Below are 13,606 nucleotides of genomic sequence, written 5' to 3' on the forward strand. Positions count from 1 at the left end.
TTGCTGCAACGGTGGAAGTCGGCGTCCCTGCGGTCGCAGCTCGTCGCCATCATCATGGGCCTTCTCCTGTTGGCCCTGGCGGCGACGGGCGCGGGAACGCTGACGCTCGTCAAGAGCTACCTGCAGGGCCAGGTGGACGACAAACTCAAGGCCGCCGTAGCGCTGGCGCAGGACCAACAGTCCTTTGATAAGTTGACCCAGCCGAACCCCACCGCGCCCAACGACTCCGCTGTGCCCACCGACTACTCGCTGACGCTGTATGTCCCCGGGCTTGATCCCTACCCTTTCGGCGGCAGCCAGACTGACCGTCCCGCAGTCTCCAACATCACCTCGACCGAGGCCAAACAGCGTGGCAATACCCCCTTCCAGGTCAAAGGCACCGCAGGCACCAACTGGCGTGTAGTTGCCGTAGGCGTGGTGGCCAACGGGCAAAATGGCGTGGTCATCATCGGGCTGCCGCTTACCCCGGTGGACAAAGTCATGGAGCACGCTGTCCTGGTAGTGGTGGGCGTTGGCCTGTTGACGCTGGTACTGGCCTTCTTCATTGCCACCTGGACGGTGGCCCGGTCCTTCCGGCCCTTGGCCAAGGTGGAAAAGACGGCCGCTGCCATCGCTGCGGGAGACCTCTCCCGCCGTGTGGACATCGATAACCCCCACACTGAGGTCGGCAGGCTCGGCGGTTCCCTGAACGCCATGCTCGCGCACATTGAGGCCTCCTTTGCGGCCCGCGCCGCTTCCGAAGGACGTATGCGTCGCTTCGCGGCCGATGCTTCCCACGAACTGCGCACACCTTTGGTGACCATCCGCGGTTTCTCGGAGCTGTATCGTCACGGCGCCTTGGCCACGGAAGAGGACGTGGCGATGGCGATGGGCAGGATCGAAAGCGAAGCCAAGCGCATGGGCTCCATGGTGGAGGACCTGCTGATGCTGGCCCGATTGGACGAGCAGCGTCCGCTGCAACTCAAGCCCGTGGATCTGCAACTCCTGGCACACGATGCCATGGTGGACACCAAGGCATCCTTCGGGGACCGCAGCATCACGCTCACAGGACTCGACAGCGCCTCCCCCACCGCGGCTCCCGTCCAGGGCGACGAAGCCAAACTGCGCCAGGTCATTGGCAACCTGGTGGGCAATGCCTTGAGGTACACGCCGGAAGGAAGCCCCATAGAGCTCGCTGTCGGTGTTCGAACAACGCCCACCGAGTCAGTCTCCGTGATCGAGATCCGCGATCACGGACCCGGCATTCCGGATGAGGAAACCAACAAGATCTTCGAACGGTTCTATCGCGCGGATACGTCGCGCACCCGGGAAACGGGTGGCAGCGGACTGGGTCTCGCTATTGTTGCCGCCATCGTGGGCTCCCACGGTGGTACCGTGCGGGTCACGGAGACCGACGGCGGCGGGGCCACCATGGTGGTCAGCCTTCCGTTCCGTGAGGAGCCGGCCGAGCTGGTATCAAGCTAGCGCACGCTGTTGTCCACATAACTGTGTCGTCCGGCAGTTGTCCACATAGCGGCGAAGGTGTGTTCCAGGGTTGCAGGCGGGTGCCTAGGCTCAATGATGTGGCCCACGCATCCCACCGCAACCTGCGGAACATCTTCGTCGAAAGGCACCACCCATGAGCGTCATTTCCGTCGACACCGAGTTGCTTCAGCTCAAGTCGGCCAATGTCAAAGGAACCGTAGATCGCATCAGTTCTGATGTGCTGACCATGAAGCGGGGCCTGGACGAACTCGAGGCAACGTGGCGTGGATCTGCCGCCACCAACTTCCGGTCCTTGGTCCTTGAATGGTCCATTACCCAGGGCAAAGTTGAAGCCTCGCTCGCCTCCATCAACCTGGCACTGTCCTCGGCCGCAGCGAGTTACTCCGAGGTGGAGCAGGGAAACACCCAGCGCTTCGCCTACTAACCATCCCACCCATGAGCTCCTGCGGGGCCGGCTGTCTTCCCCCTGTGCATGCCGGCCCTGCAGGTCATGAGTCTGCGGGATAGAGTCCCCCGGGCTCCAGCTTCGCTAGCTCTCCAGAGTCCCCTGGTGGAACCGGAGCCGCCATTGGCCACGGTCCAACATCCAGACTGAACTGCGCAGGGCTGATCCCGTGTGGGCGAGGCTGCGATAGTTCAGCAGGATGGTGTTCTCGCTGAGACGGTCGGCACTGAGCAGCTCGAGGTCAGTGGGCTCGCCTGGATCCTCTTCCAAGGCCATCATCATGGCGTCCCGGGTCCAGAACCGTCCCGAGCTGCCGATCTCTGCGAAGTCCGGATGGAGCAGCACTCCGATCCTGCCAATGTCACCGCGAACATCCGGCCGAAGCAGTTCCCGCTCCAAGGCAAGCACCGTCTCCTCGGCGGAGAGCGCCTGGGTGGAAGCATCCTCGAGTTCGCTGAAGAGATCAGGCTGGCCAAAGATCCCGGACTCTCCAAAGAGCGTCGGCTCAAAATGTGGTCGGGAGCTGCGCTCGGCCTTCGATGGAGCGGACCCAACTGTTGCTCTGGGAACGTTCGCCGATCCCAGGGAGGCGGGCGTTGCCCCCACAACCGCTGCCCCTGCAACAATGGGCTCTGCAAGCCGGGGGTGGGTTTCTACCAGCGCATCCGCCTGCAGCTGCGCCTGAGCGGGTCCCTGGGCGCTTACCGTGGCATCCAGCGGTGCCTGGTCCCGCCGCCCTTTCGCGTCGCCCTTCCCAGGGGCGCCAGGGAACCCTGGGCCGCTCCGGTGCGCGACACCCTGCTGGTAGGCCGTTGCAGCGGCGCGTGCACGCTCATCGGCGGCCTCGTTCAGGTCATGTCCGGCGTGCCCCTTGACCCATTCGAACCTGTACTTGCGGCCCACGATCGCCTGGTCGATGTCCTTGAGGAGGTCCACGTTCAGCACAGGCTTGCCGTCGGCTTTGCGCCAGCCTTTGCGCTTCCATCCCGGCATCCACTTGCTGATGCAGTTGATGACGTACTGGCTGTCGCAAAGGATCAGCAGGTCTTCCTCCGGCACATGTGCCGTGGAACGGAACAGATCCAGGACGGCCATGAGTTCACCCTGGTTGTTGGTGCCGTGCGGCCAACCTCCTGCGCGCCAACAGGAGTCATCAACGTACCAGGCCCAACCGGCCGGCCCAGGATTGCCGAGGGCGGACCCATCAGCGGCAGCAATAATTGTCATGACCTTAATCCTGCCAGACCCCACCGACACTGAATCCGTGCTAGCACAGCAAGACGGCGGCCCCCACCTGGTGGGGACCGCCGTCGTTTGCTCTAAAGCGTGACGCTTGGGCGCTGTATTGCTACAGCGTGGGGGCTTAGAAGCCGCCCATGCCGCCCATGTCGTCGCCGCCGGCAGCCGGAGCGTTCTTCTCAGGCTTGTCGGCAACTACAGCCTCGGTGGTCAGGAACAGACCAGCGATGGAAGCAGCGTTCTGGAGAGCCGAGCGGGTGACCTTTACGGGGTCGTTCACACCAGCAGCCAGAAGGTCTTCGTAGACACCCGTGGCAGCGTTCAGGCCGTGGCCCGAAGGCAGGCCGCGAACCTTGTCCACCACAACGCCGGGCTCGAGGCCGGCGTTGAAGGCGATCTGCTTCAGCGGAGCGTCGATGGCAACCTTGACGATGTTGGCACCCGTTGCTTCGTCACCCTGGAGGGTGAGGTTGGCGAATGCCTTGGCGCCGGCCTGGATGAGGGCTACGCCACCACCGGCAACGATGCCTTCTTCAACAGCAGCCTTGGCGTTGCGGACTGCGTCCTCAATGCGGTGCTTGCGTTCCTTGAGCTCAACTTCGGTTGCGGCACCGGCCTTGATGACTGCAACGCCGCCGGCCAGCTTGGCCAGGCGTTCCTGCAGCTTCTCGCGGTCGTAGTCGGAGTCGGAGTTCTCGATCTCGGCGCGGATCTGGGCCACGCGGCCGGCGATCTGCTCGGCGTCGCCGGCACCTTCAACGATGGTGGTCTCATCCTTGGTGACAACAACCTTGCGGGCGGTGCCGAGGAGTTCCAGGCCGGCGTTTTCGAGCTTGAGGCCAACTTCTTCGGAGATGACCTGGCCACCGGTGAGGATGGCGATGTCGGCCAGCTGGGCCTTGCGGCGGTCACCGAAGCCCGGAGCCTTGACGGCGACGGACTTGAAGGTGCCACGGATTTTGTTGACGATCAGCGTGGCCAGGGCCTCGCCCTCGATGTCTTCGGCGATGATCAGCAGCGGCTTGTTGGACTGCATGACCTTCTCCAGAACCGTGACGAGTTCCTTCACGTTGGAGATCTTGGAGTTGACGATCAGGATGTACGGGTCTTCGAGGACCGTTTCCTGGCGCTCTGCGTCGGTGACGAAGTAAGCGGAGATGTAGCCCTTGTCGAAGCGCATGCCCTCGGTGAGCTCAAGCTCCAGGCCGAAGGTGTTGGATTCCTCGACCGTGATGACGCCTTCCTTGCCCACCTTGTCCAGGGCTTCGGCGATGAGGCTGCCGATTTCCGGGTCACCGGCGGAGATGGAAGCAGTAGCTGCGATCTCTTCCTTGGTTTCGATCTCCTTGGCGGAGGCCAGCAGTTCCCTGATGACTGCCTCGACAGCCTTCTCGATGCCGCGCTTGAGGGACAGCGGGTCGGCGCCGGCGGCAACGTTGCGCAGGCCTTCCTTCACCAGTGCCTGGGCGAGGACGGTTGCAGTGGTAGTACCGTCGCCAGCGACGTCATCCGTCTTCTTGGCAACTTCCTTGACCAGTTCTGCACCGATCTTCTCGTAGGGGTCGTCCAGCTCGATCTCCTTGGCGATGGAAACTCCATCGTTGGTGATCGTGGGGGCGCCCCACTTCTTTTCGAGGACGACGTTGCGTCCACGCGGGCCGAGGGTGACCTTGACGGCGTCTGCGAGGATGTTCAGGCCCCGCTCGAGGCCGCGGCGTGCCTCTTCATCAAATGCAATGATCTTGGCCATAACGGCGGTAGTCCTTTCGGGACAGTCGTTAAGAAGGTACCTGTCAGATGGGGTGCCCGCGACGGACGGTCCTTTGCCCGCGGCCTCTGTATGCCCCGCGCTCCGGACCTCACCCCACCAAGGTGTTTCTTGATCCTCCGCTGGAACGAACACCGCCCACCGCCGGGTTAAGCCGGGCTGGACTTAGCAGTCGAACCATAGGAGTGCTAAATCAATAATTAGCACTCGACCGGGGAGAGTGCAAGCAGAGATGCCACTTTGCTCTATAAACAAAGGGCTTTCAGCCGAGGGCTGACGGAGATGGGTCGAACCCGACAAGGCGCTACGCGACGCGCACACCTTCGGCTTGCGGACCTTTTTGCCCCTCGCCCAGTTCAAACTCAACCCGCTGACCCTCTTCAAGGGCGCGGAAGCCGTCCATCTGAATGGCGGACCAGTGTACAAAGACGTCGTCACCCGACTCATCCACAGTGATGAATCCGTAGCCTTTTTCGGCGTTGAACCATTTGACGGTTCCCAATGCCATGATGCCCACACTTTCGCAGTAGCCAAGACCGGTTGCCGGGATCTCCGTACCGGAATCAATCCACTGTAACCACAGTCACTCTGCCGGCGCTCCCACGGAGGCCCGGGGCATCACTTTTGTTATTGAGGCTTAACCGAGTTGGGGCTTCAGGGCCACTTGGAGGCCAGAGGTTTTTACTGGTAGCCCGGTCCTGCCACAACAACCAACTGCTGCTGCACCTCGGGCGATTCAACGATCGTCTGGATGCCCAACAAGGTGCCCAACGCCTCGGCGTTAACCTTCTGCTCAGGCGCGTTGTAGAAGATCACGGATGTCTGCTGCGGCAGGCCGCCCCAGTTGCCTACGGTGCTCAGCGTCCAGCCGTCGGCTTCCACCAGGCCGGCCACGCGGCCAGCCAACCCAGCGGTGCCGGCACCGTTGTACACGGCAACCGGGGTGGACTTGTCGACCGGCGCGGAGGACGACGTTGCAGACGGGCTCTCTGAGGGCGTCGGCTCGCTGGATGCGGACGGTGCACTGCTGGATTCGCTCGGAGCAGCAGAGGGCGAGGCATCAGTCTGCTGCGGGGCCGGCGTGGAGACGCTGGGCGCGGCATTGGGGGCCACCACGCCGAGGTTTGGAAGGACCAGGAAGGCCACCAGCCCCAGAACCAGGGCTACCGCCCCAACGGTCAGGACCGGCCACAACGTGGGACGCATGGTTTCCTGGGCATCACGGTGAACGCCCTGCCGGGAAGTGTTCTGCGGGACCTGGTCGAATTCGTCCTTGGCATATTTGGTCATGGTGAAGCGTTGTCCTTGCTGGTTGCTGCTGACAGATCAGCCTGGCGATTTACGCGTCGGACCCCAAGCGACGTGCCGTCCGCGCACGCTGGCGGGACGTACGTAGTCTACGCAATCTCTTGACGAGCATGGGATCGTGGGCCAACGCGTCTTCGGTATCTATGAGCGCGTTGAGGATCTGGTAATAGTGTGTTGCCGAGAGATCGAACAGTTCACGGATGGCCTGCTCCTTGGCCCCTGAGTACTTCCACCACTGCCGTTCCAAGGCCAACATCTGCTGGTCCCGTTCGCTGAGCGGGGAGTCACTGAGGGTCCCGGCCGCAAGGTCTGCGAGGGCAAACCCGGTTGACTGCGGCGCCATCGGTTCCGGTGCTGGTTCTGCCACGGCACACTCCTTCGACGCGTGTTGGGGGAAAATGTCCTACCCCCATGTTACGGGCGAATAACAACGCTGTCATTCGCCGGGCCGGGACTGCGCAGGAGACAATGGCGTGGTGAATGGCGAGGATGCACTTTTTGACCTTGAACCGACGGACCTGGACAATGCCGGTTTTGCCGGGCTCCCTGACCGCCCGCTGGAAGAACTGATGGCGCAGGACTGGGCTGATGCCCTGCGTCCCGTTGAAGGGCAACTGCGGAGCGCCTTGGACTTCGTCGCGACCCAAGCCAAGAACGGAACCCACGTCCTTCCCTCGGCCGGCAACCTTCTGCGTGCCTTCCAACAGCCGCTGGCAGACGTCAAAGTACTGATTCTGGGCCAGGACCCGTACCCCACGCCGGGACACGCCGTCGGGCTTTCCTTTGCCGTGTCGCCGCAGACGCGACCCATCCCGCGCAGCCTCGCCAATATCTACCGGGAACTGCACGACGACCTCGGACTGCTTCCCCGGGTCCATGGCGACCTCAGCGCCTGGACGGGCCAAGGTGTCCTCCTGCTGAACCGTGTCCTCAGCGTCACCGCCGGAGATGCCGGCTCCCATCGCGGCAAAGGCTGGGAGGCCATCACGACGGCGGCAGTCACCGCCGTCGCCCGCCGTACGGACGGTGCGGGGCGGCGCAGCCCGTTGGTGGCCATCCTCTGGGGCAAGGACGCCGAGGGCGTTCTGCCGTTGCTGGAGGGAGCGCCGTCCATCGTGTCGGTCCATCCCAGTCCGCTCTCGGCCTCCCGGGGCTTCTTCGGTTCCAAGCCCTTCAGCCGCAGCAACGAGCTGCTGCTGGAACAGGGCGCCGAACCCATCAACTGGGAACTGCCTATCCTGTAACCTTCGACTCATCCCCAGCGGACGTGCAGGAAATTAGCTTAGGCTTACCTACATGTCTGCTCTCCCCGTGACTTCGTCCGCCACCCGCACAACCCGCCCGCAGGTCAACCTGACAGTCCTGCGGAGTGAACGCCTTTCGCCGCATATGGTGCGGATCGTGGCCGGCGGACCGGGATTCAGTGACTATGCGAACAACCAGTACGTGGACCGCTACGTCAAGATCGTCTTCCCCCAGCCGGGCGTCGAGTACCAGCTTCCGCTGGACCTGTGGGCCATCCGCGAGACCATGCCGCGGGAGCTGTGGCCGCATACCCGGACCTACACCATCCGTTGGGTAGACCTTGAAGCCCAGGAATTGGCCATCGACTTTGTGGTGCACGGCGACGAGGGACTTGCAGGTCCTTGGGCAGCCGCAGCCGAACCCGGCGATTCGTTGGTCTTCACAGGACCCGGCGGCGCCTACAACCCGGCCCCGGACGCCGACTGGTACTTGTTCGCCGGCGACGACGCCGCGATCCCGGCCATTGCAGCATGCGTGGAGGCTCTTGCCCCCGATGCCCGCGGAACCGTGTTTCTGGAAGTGGACAATGAGGCAGACATCCTGCCGATTTCCGCCCCCGCCGGCGTGAACCTGCATTGGCTGCAGCGCAACGGAGTACCTGCGGGCGCCAGTGACTTGCTGCTCGATGCCCTGCGCACCACCGAATGGTTGCCCGGCCGGGTGGACGTTTTTGCCCACGGCGAGCGGGGCTATATGAAGGGCCTCCGAGAGATTTTCTTCGTCCAGCGTGGATTGGAGCGTTCCCAGGTGTCACTGTCCGGCTACTGGGCGCAGGGTCGTGTGGAAGAAGTATTCCAAGCCGAGAAGAAGCTTCCGGTCGGACAGATCTAGATTCGGCGCAGATCTCTTAAAGCCGAACGGCGCTGCCTCATGGCAGCGCCGTTCGTGTTGTGTCGCCTATCGCCTGCGGACCCTGCGCCGCTCATTGCTGGACAGGCCCTTGGTCAATGGCCGGGCGAGGTTGTCGCCGAGCACGATCCCCGCAGCTACTCCCAGGACGATCGCCCCTGCGTTCAGCATCCCGCCCGCACCCAGCAGAATGTCTCCCTCTTCAACGGTCAAAACATACATGGACCGGAATATAGTGAGGCCGGGAAGCAGGATCAACGCGGCCGGAACTGCAACCACCAGCTGCGGCGCTCCGAGTTTGAGCGCAACTACCCGTCCCAGCAGACCAATGACCACCGCCGCGACGGCGGGTGACAGGCGGTCGCCGAGCCCGGCTGCCCCGGCCCCCCACAGAACGAAGAATCCCACTATGCCGACTGCCGCCGTCGGGATCAACAGACGCATTTGCGTTTGTTCGGTGACACCGATGGCCACCACCGCGATGGCGATCAGGATGGCCTGACCCCATAAGGGATACGCATCGGGGAATGTATCCGTGACGTCCAGGACCTCGCTGCCGATCAGCGTGCCGACCACCACTGCGACGCCGATACCCGCCACGATGGCACCGAACGTCAGCGCCGTGGAAAGGAATCGTCCGGCTGCTGTCACCGGGAAGCCGTTGATCGCATCTTGAACGGACGAGACAAGTCGACCCGTTGGCAGCAACAGGAGGATTCCGCCGGCAACCACAATGGACGGAGCAATGTCCACACCCGCCCACCGCAGCATCAGCGCGATAAAGGTGACCAGGAACGCGCACGCCATGGTGTTGAAGAAGTCCGCAGTGCGCCACCGTGCAAGCTGGCGTGAGAGCAGGCTGATCAGGATATTGGAGCAGAAAGCCACCGCGGATGCGCCCAGGCCACCGCCCAGGACCCCCACGAAAACCGCGGAGAAGATACCGAAGGCAATGGTGACCATCCAGCGCGGGAACGGCTTGGCGCTGCGGATGATTTCGTTCAAGCGGCGCACGGCTTCATCGCGGCCCACTCCGCCGGCAACTATGTCAGTAACAAGCTGGTGCACCTGCGCCAGGCCGGCGTAGTTGTTGGTCCAGGATCGAACAACGCGCAGCAGTGTGATGGGCGTCTGGTCCTTGGGCGCGTAGTTGATGGCCACCGACTGGTTGGTGATGTCCACTTCAACGTTCTTCAGGCCAAGGGCGGCCGTCACAGCGATCATGCTCGTTTCGACCTCAAGGGCGCCCGCTCCATAGCGGAACATGACCTCCGCCAGATGCAGGGCGAAGTCGATGGTCTTGCGGGCCGAAGCATCCACTCCCACTACCTGGATGGTGGGGTTGGCATAAGGGCTTCCCGCCAAACGGTCCACGATGTTCATGGGCGCCGTGGGCGGGCTGTCACCTTGGACCAGACGCATGAGCATACGTTTGGCGTTGACGTTCTGCCTGACCTGGGATGGCCTCAGCGGCTGGGTTTTGGGCAGCCCGTCAGTATGGGGCCTGCTGGCGGACCCGTCGGGGCGTTCAGTCACGCGGCGATCCTCCCTTGGCTTGTGTGATTAGCGGTTCCTCCGAAATTTTCCTACTACCGGCAATTTCTCCAGTGGCAATCGTCCCAGTACTGTCTGGGCAGCTCCTGCGAGCTTCCTGACCACGCGATAGGCGTTGAAGATGAGCGGGTTCACCGGTGCAACGAAGTCCCCTGCCAACTGGACCACCTCGCCCCCGAATCCCTTCTTGAACTCGTAGCCGCCGTGGCCGGTCTCGTCCTGGCCTTGGATGCCAAACGTGCCGTAGAAGTTGTAGCGCGAGTATCCGTTGTTGAGTGCGTGCAGCATCATGCCCCAGTACAGGGATGTAGCGCCGTTGAAGTAGATGTAGTCCTGCACGGTGCCGCCAATGACGCACACCAGTTCGTCGCCCGAGCAGGCAAAGTGGATGGCAGCCACAGTGGCCACGCCTACGGAGTCCGGGAAGCGTTCGATGTCCTTGAGGCTGCGCTCATAGCTGTCCACCAGATCCTGGACTACCTTGACCCGGTTGGCTTTCTTCTTGCTGCCGGTCTCCTCGACCTCCCGCTTGAGCTCTGCGAGGGTCTTTGATTCAGCCTCCAGCCGTTCCGTGATGGAAGCCCGATACTCCGGGATGTTGATCTTGGCCATCATGAGTTTGGTGAACTCATCCGATGTGTTGCGGAGCAGTTGCTCGTAGTACTCGCGTTCGCGGTAGGTGAAGCCTTTCTCGTCTCCGGCGGTGCTCAGCGCGCCGTAGAACTCATCCAGCGTTTCCAGAGTGGCCTGCTCCAGGTACACGCCGTTCTTCTCGGCTTTACGGATGGCCTTGCGGGTGCGGTAGTTCATGCCCATGATGAGTTCTTCGGAATCAGCGATCCCGTCGAGCTGCTTGATGAACATCCAGTTGATGTTGGCGAAGTTCATATCGAAGCCTTGGTGCTTGAAGCCCAATCCTTCGAATTCCTTCAGCAGGGGACGGTTGTCCTCCACCTCGGGGTGCTCCGCGCCCTCTTCGTCGCGCGCGATGTACCGGATGTTGGGTGAGATCCGCAGTTCAGCGGCTTTCTTCGAGGCCGCGTGCTTCTTCAACTGCTCGACGACGAAGCGAACCACTGCGGGGTCGCTGTAGTCCATCAGTGGTCCCTTGGCGCAGTCTGCGATTTTGTAGCCCAGGCGGTTGGACGAGTAGACGAGCTTTCCTGCAGCAATCAGGCTGCCCCTCTGCATGACCCCGAAGAGTTCCACTTCCTGGCCACGGGCACGCTGGAAGCGCGTGAGGTCCATGGACTGGATGAAGCTCCCCTGCGGGTGTCCCTTGGCAAAGGTCTCGAAATCAGCGTCACTGAGAATCACGAATTCCATGGCGGTTCCAGCCTCAATCGGAGTCAAAGAAATTACCTCACCTAAAAGTAGATTTGCACCCGTTGGTGGCCGGGGCGGGCCTGACGTTGTTTGGCTTGGTGGCTGCGGTGGCCGTCAGTAGAACTGGCCGCCGGTGCGCATGGTCTCGAGTCGGCGGAAGATGCGTTCCGCACCTTTGAGCCACAGCTTGTATCGGACAGGTCCCAGGGCGAGGTCGTAGCAGCCCACAAAGTCCGTGACGGTTTTGGTGAAGCTTGTCTTGAACGACCCCAGCCCGTAGAGCGGGTGGCTCTTGTCCTTGATCCTTGCAGCAGGCGGCGTACCGCAGAAGTCGTACTCCACGCAGCCCAGTTCCTGCATGCGCTGGATTGCCGCCCACTGTGCCAGGTGTGAGTCACCGTACTGCTTGCGGTTCTGGGTGGATCCGCCGTCTTTGTAGGTGGCCTTGGAGCCATAGTTGATGACGAAGGCGCCCACGCTCGGTGCCCCATCCTCGTGGACGAAGAAGAAGTGACCCTGCCCCCGGCTGCAGAACTCTTCCCAGAACTTCGCGTAATACTCGTAGCTCCGCAACGGCATGGCACCTTTGGCGTCCATCGTGTTCCGCATGAGGGCGTAGAGCTTGCGGTAACTGTCCTCCCCTGGCTCGGCCTGAACCACCTCGCACCCTTCGCGTTCGGCCCTGCGGACAGCGTTGCGGGCACGCGAGGAGATGCTGCGGAGGACCTCGTTGGCGGGCGCTGAGATATCCAATATCGCAGTGGAGTCGTTGGATTGGATGTTCGGTGCCTTAACCAAGCCAGCCGCTTTCAGTTGCGTCACCGCCTCGGGTGACTCCACGACATCGGGCTCGATCTTGATGGTGAAGACCTTCATCTTCTGTTCCTTGGCCAACGTGGCAATGGCCGTGAGCATGGGGTTGATGTCCTCCACGGCGGCAGCGTCCGGCCCCTTGATGAGGTACCAGAGCCGGCCCAGAACCGGGAACTTCTTTTCCAGGAGCAGGTTGTAGCTGGTGTAATCGGAGGCCTCCACCACCAGGCGGCGGACCAACCAGCCATTGCCGTCCTTGACGGCCGCGTAGGCGTCCGACTGCAGCATGTTGCCGCCGTTCGGATTGGCCGTGACGTGCTTGTCCCAGTTGTCGATTTCCTCGGCGGTGGCAAAGCGGGCGGTGAATTCTCGCAAGGTGGCCGTGTCCAATCTCAGGGTTTTGGTGCAGTGTTCAAAAGCGTGGTGGCATGCGGACATGCAGCCCCAAGTCTATCGGGCCGGGAAAAATCTGCTGGTTTACGGGCAAAACCGCAGTCTTGCGGTTACTCACAAGCGAATCTGGTCCGCGCTCTCCAGCTGGATGGCCTTCGGTTGCTTTCCCAGTTCCCGCTGGCCGCTGGCGAGTCGGTCCGCGTTGGTGAGCCTGCTGAGGCTAAGTCCTGTCAGGTCCGCGATCTGACCGATGGGGACCTGGAAAGTCCGGAACGGTCCCAGCGGAGGTGGCTCTCCCTCCAGAAGCTTCTGGTCGATGGCCCTCTTCAGTTCCACTTTGCCCAGCAGCGGCGACTGGTCCAGGACGAACCCGACGGCGGCCAGCGTGGCATCGTTGGTCCAGGCCGCGATCTTCCAGAACTTTCGCGGGATCTGGACGCCCCGGTAGGGCTGATCGTCGTCGAGGAAGACGGGTCCGGTGAAGACACTGAGCTTGGCGTCGTGGGCATCGGCGTGGTTCAGCACGTGATCCTCGAGCCCCACCCACAGTTCCTTGCCTTGGTTGAAGTCATCCACCTGCGGCGCAGCGTTGGTGAAGGCAAACGTGTCCTGGTTGGCTTTCTTGGCCGTGGCCGCGTCACCCCAGACTGGATCCAGCCGCCTCACCAAGTGGCCGCGGTCGAACGCGTTGTTCTTGTAAACGTCCGGGCCGGCCTGCTGTTCCCTGGGAATCCTGTCATCAAAATGCCAGGTGCCCTCACGGGCCAGCGGATTCAGTTCCTTGCCGTGGATATTGACCCCCACAATCGCCGCGAGTTTCCGGGCAGCCCGGAAACGCACGGAGAAGTGGATGTAGTCCAAAAGAATCGTCGTTGCCGACGGACTGGGCAGCTCAAGGCGTGCCCGCAAAAAATCCCTGTCGTATCCCCCGCTCATGGATACAGCATGGCACTAGGCACTGACAGTAAACAGACTCAGCATTCGACGACGTTGACGGCGAGGCCGCCCATCGCTGTTTCCTTGTACTTATGGGACATGTCCTTGCCCGTTTCCCGCATGGTCACTATGACCTCGTCCAACGAGACCCGGTGCGTCCCATCACCCCACAACGCCATCTTCGC

The 13,606-nt window shown here is 62.3% G+C and carries 14 protein-coding genes; 4 read left to right on the plus strand and 10 right to left on the minus strand.

The genetic code is table 11. The features are described from left to right. Positions 1-1,464 carry a sensor histidine kinase gene (locus AB4Y77_RS17130; RefSeq protein WP_442014747.1) on the plus strand — a complete coding sequence of 488 codons (1,464 nt, stop codon included), beginning with the start codon at positions 1-3 and terminating at the stop codon, positions 1,462-1,464. Positions 1,465-1,618: 154 nt separating this feature from the next. Next, the gene (locus tag AB4Y77_RS17135) at positions 1,619-1,909 is read left to right on the plus strand and encodes a WXG100 family type VII secretion target (RefSeq protein WP_311215053.1); all 291 of its coding nucleotides are present in this window, start codon (positions 1,619-1,621) and stop codon (positions 1,907-1,909) included. A 105-nt stretch (positions 1,910-2,014) separates the two neighbouring features. Here AB4Y77_RS17135 and AB4Y77_RS17140 read toward each other — a convergent pair whose 3' ends face one another. From AB4Y77_RS17140 to AB4Y77_RS17160, 5 genes are all read right to left on the minus strand, one after another. Then, positions 2,015-3,157, minus strand: coding sequence for an RNase H family protein (locus AB4Y77_RS17140; RefSeq protein ID WP_442014748.1), 1,143 nt, complete (start codon positions 3,155-3,157; stop codon positions 2,015-2,017). Positions 3,158-3,293: 136 nt separating this feature from the next. Next, the gene (gene groL / locus AB4Y77_RS17145) at positions 3,294-4,919 is read right to left on the minus strand and encodes a chaperonin GroEL (RefSeq protein ID WP_311215051.1); all 1,626 of its coding nucleotides are present in this window, start codon (positions 4,917-4,919) and stop codon (positions 3,294-3,296) included. 322 nt (positions 4,920-5,241) lie between these two features. Beyond that, positions 5,242-5,445, minus strand: coding sequence for a cold-shock protein (locus tag AB4Y77_RS17150; protein WP_011773737.1), 204 nt, complete (start codon positions 5,443-5,445; stop codon positions 5,242-5,244). 173 nt (positions 5,446-5,618) lie between these two features. Continuing rightward, on the minus strand, positions 5,619-6,227 hold the full coding sequence (locus tag AB4Y77_RS17155; protein ID WP_442014749.1) for a LytR C-terminal domain-containing protein: 609 nt from the start codon (positions 6,225-6,227) through the stop codon (positions 5,619-5,621). Between the two features lie 49 nt (positions 6,228-6,276). Then, on the minus strand, positions 6,277-6,612 hold the full coding sequence (locus tag AB4Y77_RS17160; RefSeq protein ID WP_396136339.1) for a DUF3263 domain-containing protein: 336 nt from the start codon (positions 6,610-6,612) through the stop codon (positions 6,277-6,279). Between the two features lie 106 nt (positions 6,613-6,718). Here AB4Y77_RS17160 and AB4Y77_RS17165 point away from each other — a divergent pair, with 106 nt between their 5' ends. Next, the gene (locus tag AB4Y77_RS17165) at positions 6,719-7,489 is read left to right on the plus strand and encodes a uracil-DNA glycosylase (RefSeq protein WP_442014750.1); all 771 of its coding nucleotides are present in this window, start codon (positions 6,719-6,721) and stop codon (positions 7,487-7,489) included. A 52-nt stretch (positions 7,490-7,541) separates the two neighbouring features. Beyond that, entirely contained in the window at positions 7,542-8,381 is an 840-nt protein-coding gene (locus AB4Y77_RS17170; protein ID WP_442014751.1) for a siderophore-interacting protein, read from the plus strand. 66 nt (positions 8,382-8,447) lie between these two features. On the opposite strand, the gene AB4Y77_RS17175 is transcribed toward AB4Y77_RS17170, so the two are convergent. The 5 genes from AB4Y77_RS17175 to AB4Y77_RS17195 all read right to left on the minus strand — a co-directional run. Continuing rightward, a complete protein-coding gene (locus AB4Y77_RS17175; RefSeq protein WP_311215047.1) occupies positions 8,448-9,935 on the minus strand; it encodes a threonine/serine ThrE exporter family protein in 1,488 nt (495 codons plus the stop codon). A gap of 27 nt (positions 9,936-9,962) precedes the next feature. Beyond that, a complete protein-coding gene (locus tag AB4Y77_RS17180; protein WP_442014757.1) occupies positions 9,963-11,279 on the minus strand; it encodes a peptidoglycan bridge formation glycyltransferase FemA/FemB family protein in 1,317 nt (438 codons plus the stop codon). Between the two features lie 114 nt (positions 11,280-11,393). After that, entirely contained in the window at positions 11,394-12,482 is a 1,089-nt protein-coding gene (locus AB4Y77_RS17185) for a lipid II:glycine glycyltransferase FemX (RefSeq protein ID WP_311215086.1), read from the minus strand. A 117-nt stretch (positions 12,483-12,599) separates the two neighbouring features. Next, positions 12,600-13,421: a DNA/RNA non-specific endonuclease gene (locus AB4Y77_RS17190; RefSeq protein ID WP_442014752.1), complete on the minus strand. Its 822-nt coding sequence runs from the start codon at positions 13,419-13,421 to the stop codon at positions 12,600-12,602. A 38-nt stretch (positions 13,422-13,459) separates the two neighbouring features. Continuing rightward, positions 13,460-13,606: L-serine ammonia-lyase, iron-sulfur-dependent, subunit alpha (locus AB4Y77_RS17195; RefSeq protein WP_442014758.1), on the minus strand; the 147-nt coding region annotated here is incomplete at its 5' end.

The organism is Paenarthrobacter sp. YAF11_1, assembly GCF_052113445.1.
Lineage (GTDB): Bacteria > Actinomycetota > Actinomycetes > Actinomycetales > Micrococcaceae > Arthrobacter.

What these genes read in the sequence shown, in the direction of transcription:
- AB4Y77_RS17170 (WP_442014751.1), top strand. Translation starts at nt 7,542, where the DNA reads ATGTCTGCTCTCCCCGTGACTTCGTCCGCCACCCGCACAACCCGCCCG.
- groL (WP_311215051.1), bottom strand. Translation starts at nt 4,919, where the DNA reads ATGGCCAAGATCATTGCATTTGATGAAGAGGCACGCCGCGGCCTCGAG.
- AB4Y77_RS17155 (WP_442014749.1), bottom strand. Translation starts at nt 6,227, where the DNA reads ATGACCAAATATGCCAAGGACGAATTCGACCAGGTCCCGCAGAACACT.
- AB4Y77_RS17190 (WP_442014752.1), bottom strand. Translation starts at nt 13,421, where the DNA reads ATGAGCGGGGGATACGACAGGGATTTTTTGCGGGCACGCCTTGAGCTG.
- AB4Y77_RS17135 (WP_311215053.1), top strand. Translation starts at nt 1,619, where the DNA reads ATGAGCGTCATTTCCGTCGACACCGAGTTGCTTCAGCTCAAGTCGGCC.
- AB4Y77_RS17140 (WP_442014748.1), bottom strand. Translation starts at nt 3,157, where the DNA reads ATGACAATTATTGCTGCCGCTGATGGGTCCGCCCTCGGCAATCCTGGG.
- AB4Y77_RS17150 (WP_011773737.1), bottom strand. Translation starts at nt 5,445, where the DNA reads ATGGCATTGGGAACCGTCAAATGGTTCAACGCCGAAAAAGGCTACGGA.
- AB4Y77_RS17180 (WP_442014757.1), bottom strand. Translation starts at nt 11,279, where the DNA reads ATGGAATTCGTGATTCTCAGTGACGCTGATTTCGAGACCTTTGCCAAG.